This window comes from Nonomuraea rosea, assembly GCF_039539705.1.
GTDB classification, from domain to species: Bacteria; Actinomycetota; Actinomycetes; order Streptosporangiales; family Streptosporangiaceae; genus Nonomuraea; species Nonomuraea rosea.
In genome coordinates this window covers 115810-122551 of the sequence record NZ_BAABDQ010000045.1, presented here as the reverse complement: position 1 = coordinate 122551, position 6742 = coordinate 115810, and the positions used below count along the sequence as shown (strand labels likewise).

The following is a 6742-nucleotide window of genomic DNA, read 5'->3' as shown; positions in this document are numbered from 1 at the left end:
AACCCCGGCGGCACCAACCTGGCCACCGGCAAACCCATCACCGAGTCCTCCCACACCCACACCTACGTCGCCGCCAACGCCAACGACAACAACCTGCAGACCTACTGGGAAGGCGCCGCCTACCCCAACACCCTCACCGTCCAGCTCGGCGCCAACGCCGACCTGAGCGCCCTGACCCTCAAACTGAACCCCGACGCCGCCTGGGCCCGCCGCACCCAGACCATCCAGGTCCTCGGCCGCGAACAGAGCGCCACCACCTTCACCACCCTGCTCGCCCAGGCCGTCTACACCTTCGACCCGGCCACCGGCAACACCGTCACCATCCCCCTGACCGCCAAGACCGCCGACGTCCGCCTGCAGATCACCGCCAACTCCGGCGCACCCGGCGGCCAGATCGCCGAGTTCCAGATCTTCGGCACCCCCGCGGCCAACCCCGACCTGACCGTGTCGAACCTGGTCTCCGCTCCCGCCGCGCCCATCGAGACCGACGCGGTCACGCTGTCGGCCACGGTTCGCAACGCCGGCACCGCGGCCGCCGCCGCGACCTCCGTCAACTTCTACGCGGGCACCACCAAGGTCGGCAGCGCCAACGTGGGCGCGCTGGCGGCCGGAGCGTCCGCCACCGTGTCGGCCGGCATCGGCGCCAGGGACGCGGGGACGTACCAGCTCTCGGCCAAGGTGGACGAGGACAACAAGGTCGTCGAGCAGAACGAGGCCAACAACGCCACGACCGGCACCCTGACCGTGCGGCCGGTCGACACCGCCGACCTGATCGCCTCCCCCGTCGCCTGGACGCCGGGCAACCCGGCCGCGGGCAACACGGTCGCGTTCTCGGTCGCGATCAAGAACCAGGGCACCGTGGCCTCCAGCGGCGCCTCCCACGGCATCACGCTCACCGTCGTCAACGACGCCGGCGCGGTCGTCAGGACGCTCACCGGCTCGGCCGGTGGCGCGATCGCGGCCGGGGCCACCACCAGCCCGGTCAGCCTGGGCACGTGGACCGCCGCCAACGGCAGGTACACGATCAGGACCGTGCTCGCCGACGACGCCAACGAGCTGCCGGTCAAGCGCGCCAACAACACCAGCGAGCTGCCGCTGTTCGTCGGGCGCGGCGCGAACATGCCGTACGACACGTATGAGGCCGAGGACGGCGTGCTCGGCGGCGGCGCGGCCCGCGTCGGCCCCAGCAGGGACATCGGCACGATCGCCGGCGAGGCCTCGGGGCGGCGCGCGGTCACCCTGAACCAGACCGGCGCGTACGTCGAGTTCACCGCCAGGGCGGACACGAACACCCTGGTCACCCGCTTCTCGATGCCGGACGCGGCGGGCGGGGGCGGGCTCGACTCCACCCTGAACGTCTACGTGGACGGCGTCTTCCGCAAGGCCGTCAGCCTGACCTCGCGTTACGCCTGGCTGTACGGCCCAGAAGCCGGCCCGAACAACAACCCGGGCTCGGGTCCGCCCCGCCACATCTACGACGAGGCGAACGTGCTGCTCGGCGCCACCGTCAAGGCGGGCAGCAAGATCAGGCTGCAGAAGGACGCGGCCAACGCCCACAACTACGCCATCGACCTCGTGGACCTCGAACTGGCCACGCAGATCGCCAACCCCGACCCGGCGAAGTACGCCGTACCGGCCGGTTTCTCCCACCAGGACGTGCAGAACGCGCTGGACAAGGCCCGCATGGACGCCAACCTGACCGGCGTCTACCTGCCCCAGGGCGACTACCAGACCTCCAGCAAGTTCCAGGTGTACGGCAAGGCGATCAAGGTGGTCGGCGCGGGCCCCTGGTTCACCAGGTTCTACTCCCCCGCCGGGCAGTCGGGCACCGACGTCGGCTTCCGCGCGGACGCCACGGCCAACGGCTCGACGTTCGCGAGCTTCGCCTACTTCGGCAACTACACCGAGCGCATCGACGGCCCTGGCAAGGTGTTCGACTTCTCGAACGTGGCCGGCATGACGATCGACAACATCTGGGCCGAGCACCAGATCTGCCTGCTGTGGGGCACGAATACCGACAACATGACGATCAAGAACTCGCGGATCCGCAACGTGTTCGCCGACGGCCTGAACATGACCAACGGCAGCACCGGCAACCACGTCACCAACATCGAGACCAGGTCCACGGGCGACGACAGCTTCGCGCTGTTCTCGGCCATCGACAACAACTCCGGCGAGCAGACCGGCAACGTCTTCGAGAACCTGACCTCACTGCTGACCTGGCGGGCCGCGGGCCTGGCCGTGTACGGCGGCTACGACAACACCTTCAGGAACATCTACATCGCCGACACGCTGGTGTACTCGGGCGTCACGATCAGCTCGCTGGACTTCGGGATCCCGATGCACGGGTTCGGTGCCAGCCCGCCCACGACGTTCGACAACATCTCGCTGGTCAGGGCGGGCGGGCACTTCTGGGGACAGCAGACGTTCCCGGCGATGTGGATCTTCTCCGCCTCCAAGGTGTTCCAGGGCATCCGGGTCAGCAACCTGGACATCGTGGACCCAACGTACAGCGGGATCATGTTCCAGACCGGCTACTCCAGCCCGACCACCCCGCTGAACCCGGTCAAGGACACGATCTTCACGAACGTGTCGATCAGCGGGGCGCAGAAGAGCGGCGACGCCTTCGACGCCAAGTCCGGGTTCGGCATCTGGGTGAACGAGCTGCCCGAGCCCGGTCAGGGACCGGCCGTCGGGTCGGCCACGATCAACGGGCTCCGGCTCAGCAACAACTTCCAGAACATCAAGAACACGACCTCGACCTTCACCCTGACCGTCAACTAGAGCCCTCTACTGCAGCTCGGATCTGGCGGGCAGGCCCTGCCAGTCACTGACGCTGGTCACCGCGGCGGCGCTCAGCAGCGCCCCGCGGTGCAGGCGTTCCTGGGGGATGAGGCCGTCGAGCGCCGCGCTGATGTAGCCGGCCGCGAACGCCTCACCCGCGCCCGCCGTGTCCACGACGGGCACCTGCCAGCCGGACACGTCGTAACGCATCCGGTCGGCGCGCACGCTCGCGCCCTTCGCGCCGCGGTCCACCACCACCTCGCGCTCGGGCGTGAGCGCGGGCTTGACCAGGTCGAGCTCGTCCTGGCGGAGGAAGAGCAGGTGCGAGTCGCAGGCCAGCTCGCCGAGCACCTCCTCGGCCTCGCGGACGGACGGCCACAGCTCGGGGACGTACTCGACGGAGAAGGAGATCATCACGTCGGCGTTCTTGGCCGCGCTCACGGCGGCCCGCACGGCGTCCTGCGCGTCCCTGCCGAGACCGGCGGTGATTCCCGTCACGTGCAGCATCTTGGCGGCGGCGATCCGGTCGATCGGGACGTTGCCCGGCGCGAGCCGCGAGCCCGCCGACGCGGTCCGGTAGTACACGACCTTGGGCTCGCGGGCCACGCGCGACTCCCTGAGCATCAGCCCGGTCCGCAGCCCCTCGGCCACCCGCATGTCCTCGACGTCGACGCCTTCGCCCCTGAGCACCGTGAGGGCCCTGGCGCCCAGCTCGTCGTCGCCCACCTTGCCCAGGTACGCGGCCCGGTGCCCGAGCCTGGCCAGGCCGATCGCCAGGGTGAGCTCGGGCCCGCAAACGTCGAGCCTGGCGTCGCTCTCATGGCGAACCCGGCCGCTGGAGACGACCCCCAGCGGCTCGCCTAGCGTGTAGACGTCAGTCATGGGCCAGACTGTAGTGGGTCAAGTCATCACAAAACGGATTTTTTTGCATAAGCCCAGGTTAAGACCGTGATCAAAAATTTTCTGTAACTTTAGCGAACCTTTTCCCCATCTGATGGCTCAAAGTAGTAGAGCGAGTCGGCACCCCGGTCCGGCTCGAAGTCAATACGGGGAGAGGAATCAGCACCCTCATGAAAAAGATCGCAGTAGGTATCCTTTCCGCCCTGGTGGGCGGGGCCATGTTGGTCACTGGCGCGGGCGCAGCTTCCGCCGCCACCAAAGTAGACACGCAGCTCAAGATTCGCGACATCTCGCCGAACCCGGTCGTCGTCAAGGCCGGCGCCGAGACGACCGCCTACTTCGACATCGGGGCCAGCTCCGACGTCAAGAAGGTCGAGCTCAGCGTGGCCCCCGAGGGCAACTTCCGCACCATGCGGACGAAGGACGTCAAGGACCTCGAAGGCTGGCGCTTCGCTGTCGGCTTCAACGACAACGACCCGGCCGGCAAGTGGCAGGCCACGGCCGTCGCGTTCGACGCCGCCGGCAAGGAGATCGCCAAGGACTCGGCGTTCTTCGCCGTCGAGGTCGAGAAGGGCAAGGCGGAGACCCGCATCTCGCGCTTCTCCGCTGACCCGTACAAGGTCCGCAAGGGCAAGTCGATCTACTTCTCCGGCCGTCTCCAGGTTGACGACGATGGCTGGGAGGGCGTCCGCGGCGAGCGCGTAAGCGTCTACTACCGCGCCAACGGCTCCAGCGCCTGGAAGTGGGTCGCCTCCGCGAACACCAAGTGGGGCGGCAAGTTCTCCACCAAGACGCGCGCCTACAAGAGCGGCACGTTCAGGGCCGTGTACAACGGTAACGACGAGCTCGATGGTGCCCGTAGCCGCACGGACTACGTGCGGGTCTACGGCTCCTGGTGGCGTCGTTGATTCATCCCGCTTGAGGCCCGGTCCCGTATGGGGCCGGGCCTCCGGCTTTTCCGGGGTTTCTTTGCCTGTTCCGAGGTTTATCGATCACCCAATCGCAGCAGGGACAGTCCCATTGCGTTGATCGACCCCCGAAGGAGCCTCGCATGCCGCACCCCGTGATCGCCCTCGTCCTGAGCATGACGACGAGCACGATGGGGGCGGCGCCCGCGCCTGAGCTGTCCGTACGTTATGAGCGGCCCGACTCACCGCGCGCCGAGCAGGCCAAGGAGCTCCTGAAGGACAGCGGAGCGCTGAAAACCCGCATCCGGCTCCCCAAACCGGTCAAGGTGGTCGCGCGGGACTGTGACGAGCCCTCCGCGAGCTGGGACGGCGACGAGCGCCGGATCACGATCTGCTACTCCCTGGTGGACAAGGTGCGCCGCACGATGACCGGCATCGCCGAGACCGAGGAGGCCGACGCCCGCACCGCGAAGGCCCGCACGGAGGGCGCGCTGGCCGTGCTCTTCCACCACCAGCTCGGTCACGCCCTGAGCGCGATGAACGGCCTGGACGGCGGTCACGCGCAGGCCGACCAGTTCGCGGCGCTGACGCTCGCGGCCGACGCGCCCGAGCACGTGGTGCGCGCCGCCGAGGCCCGCCACCTGCTCGCCGGGCACGCCGGCATCGACCACCTCTCCGGGCTCGCCGAGTCGGCCACGTTCGCCTGTCTCCTGTACGGCTCCGACCCCGCCAAGAACGCCAGGATCGCCCAGGGCGGCTGGGTTCCCGCCGAACGGGCGCCTTCCTGCACCGGCGAGTACGAACGGGTCAAGTCCGCCATCGGAGCCATGGCCGTGAAAGTTCGCACGTAGGGGGTAGCGTCCGGGTATGGCTGAGGACCTGCTCAGAGACTTCGACCCGTTCGACATCTTCGACACCGAGGCGGCCCGGCTCGACCGGTTCTTCTCGGGGCTGGACGAGGCCGGCTGGCAGCGGCCGTCGCGCTGCGCTGGCTGGTCGGTCCGTGACGTGCTGGGCCACCTGGCCGGCGAGGAGCTGTACAACCACGCCTGCCTCGACGGGACCGTCCACGAGCTGCTGGACCGGCTGGCCGCCGAAGGGGTGACCGGGTTCAACGACTTCAACGAGTGGTCCGTGCGCGAGCGCAGGGACCGGCCCGTCGAAGAGGTCCTGGAGGAGTGGCGTACCCAGAATGGCGAGACGCGGCGCCGCATGCGCGCGCTCGGACGCGACGGGACGCTGGACACGATGGCCGGGCCCTACCCCGTCGGCCTGCAGGCCTTCCACTACGACTCCGAGTACGCCACCCACGGCGACGACGTCGGCGCGCCCGTGGCCGAGGACGAGGCCGACGACAGGACGCTGTGGCGGGTGGTGGTCGGACGGTTCGTGCTGGCCGAGCAGGAGGCCAAGGTGCAGGTCGAGCAGACGGCCGAGCAGGTCTGGGTGGCCGTGGACGGGGTCAGCGCGGCACTGTCGTACCCCGAGTTCGTGGAGGCGACGGTGGGGCGGCTGCCCGACTCGCACGGCCTCGACCCGCGCATCGTCTCAGCCTTGAGGTGCCTGGCCTGAGGGGTTTGGCTCGGGGTTCGGAGGGAGGCCGACCATGTGGCTGCGCAACCGCGAGGGCACGGAGCCGGTGAGCGCGCGGAGCCCGTTGCGCGCCCGGCGGATCCTGTCCCTGATCGCGCTGGTCCTGGGCGTGGCGGCGGCGGTGTTCTTCGCCACGCGCGCCATGAGCACGGGAGCGGAGGTCTGGCGCTGGGAGGCCGTGATCGCGGCCGCGGTGGCCGTCATCGCCGCCATCGACCTCGCCGTACTGCGGCACCGCCGGTGACGCTGAACTGCGGCACCGCTGGTCACGCTGAACGCCGACGCTTCACTGCTCAGGTCGTCAGGACCGCGAGCAGCAGCAGGACGATCAGCACCGCGCCGATCGTGAAGAGCACCCAGACGTGCGCCAACGCCCACATCCTGAAGCGATCTCCGTACGCCTGCGGGAAACCCTCCCCGCCGGCCTCGATCTTGTTGATCGCCGCGACGCGCTTGGCCAGGTCAGGATCCTCGCGCTCAAGGGCCTGCTCGATTTCCGCGAGTATGCGGCGTTCCCTTCCAGAGAGACTCAATCCCATCACCATTGCTCTCACGCC

Annotated in this window: 7 protein-coding genes; 5 read left to right on the top strand and 2 right to left on the bottom strand. The window is 68.8% G+C overall.

Annotated elements, in window-relative coordinates; genetic code table 11:
* Positions 1 to 2784, top strand: a 2784-nt coding sequence (locus ABEA43_RS56270; RefSeq protein ID WP_345575593.1) for a CARDB domain-containing protein, incomplete at its 5' end; no start/stop codon positions are given.
* A gap of 6 nt (positions 2785 to 2790) precedes the next feature.
* Here the strand turns inward: ABEA43_RS56270 and ABEA43_RS56265 are convergent.
* Positions 2791 to 3666 (bottom strand): sugar kinase, encoded by an 876-nt coding sequence (locus ABEA43_RS56265; protein WP_345575591.1) that lies wholly within the window; start codon positions 3664 to 3666, stop codon positions 2791 to 2793.
* A gap of 236 nt (positions 3667 to 3902) precedes the next feature.
* On the opposite strand from ABEA43_RS56265, the gene ABEA43_RS56260 reads away from it, so the two are divergent.
* The 4 genes from ABEA43_RS56260 to ABEA43_RS56245 all read left to right on the top strand — a co-directional run bounded on the left by ABEA43_RS56260 (position 3903) and on the right by ABEA43_RS56245 (position 6429).
* Positions 3903 to 4592, top strand: a complete 690-nt coding sequence (locus tag ABEA43_RS56260) for a hypothetical protein (protein ID WP_345575590.1) — start codon at positions 3903 to 3905, stop codon at positions 4590 to 4592.
* A gap of 143 nt (positions 4593 to 4735) precedes the next feature.
* Positions 4736 to 5443: a DUF4344 domain-containing metallopeptidase gene (locus ABEA43_RS56255; protein WP_345575587.1), complete on the top strand. Its 708-nt coding sequence runs from the start codon at positions 4736 to 4738 to the stop codon at positions 5441 to 5443.
* Between the two features lie 16 nt (positions 5444 to 5459).
* Positions 5460 to 6164: a maleylpyruvate isomerase family mycothiol-dependent enzyme gene (locus tag ABEA43_RS56250; RefSeq protein ID WP_345575585.1), complete on the top strand. Its 705-nt coding sequence runs from the start codon at positions 5460 to 5462 to the stop codon at positions 6162 to 6164.
* A 34-nt stretch (positions 6165 to 6198) separates the two neighbouring features.
* On the top strand, positions 6199 to 6429 hold the full coding sequence (locus ABEA43_RS56245; protein WP_345575583.1) for a DUF6343 family protein: 231 nt from the start codon (positions 6199 to 6201) through the stop codon (positions 6427 to 6429).
* Between the two features lie 49 nt (positions 6430 to 6478).
* On the opposite strand, the gene ABEA43_RS56240 is transcribed toward ABEA43_RS56245, so the two are convergent.
* On the bottom strand, positions 6479 to 6718 hold the full coding sequence (locus ABEA43_RS56240; RefSeq protein ID WP_345575581.1) for a DUF3040 domain-containing protein: 240 nt from the start codon (positions 6716 to 6718) through the stop codon (positions 6479 to 6481).
* Positions 6719 to 6742: the final 24 nt, after the last annotated feature.

Excerpts from the sequence above, each read along its gene's own strand:
- ABEA43_RS56260 (WP_345575590.1), top strand. The coding sequence starts at position 3,903 with ATGTTGGTCACTGGCGCGGGCGCAGCTTCCGCCGCCACCAAAGTAGAC.
- ABEA43_RS56250 (WP_345575585.1), top strand. The coding sequence starts at position 5,460 with ATGGCTGAGGACCTGCTCAGAGACTTCGACCCGTTCGACATCTTCGAC.
- ABEA43_RS56255 (WP_345575587.1), top strand. The coding sequence starts at position 4,736 with ATGCCGCACCCCGTGATCGCCCTCGTCCTGAGCATGACGACGAGCACG.
- ABEA43_RS56265 (WP_345575591.1), bottom strand. The coding sequence starts at position 3,666 with ATGACTGACGTCTACACGCTAGGCGAGCCGCTGGGGGTCGTCTCCAGC.
- ABEA43_RS56245 (WP_345575583.1), top strand. The coding sequence starts at position 6,199 with ATGTGGCTGCGCAACCGCGAGGGCACGGAGCCGGTGAGCGCGCGGAGC.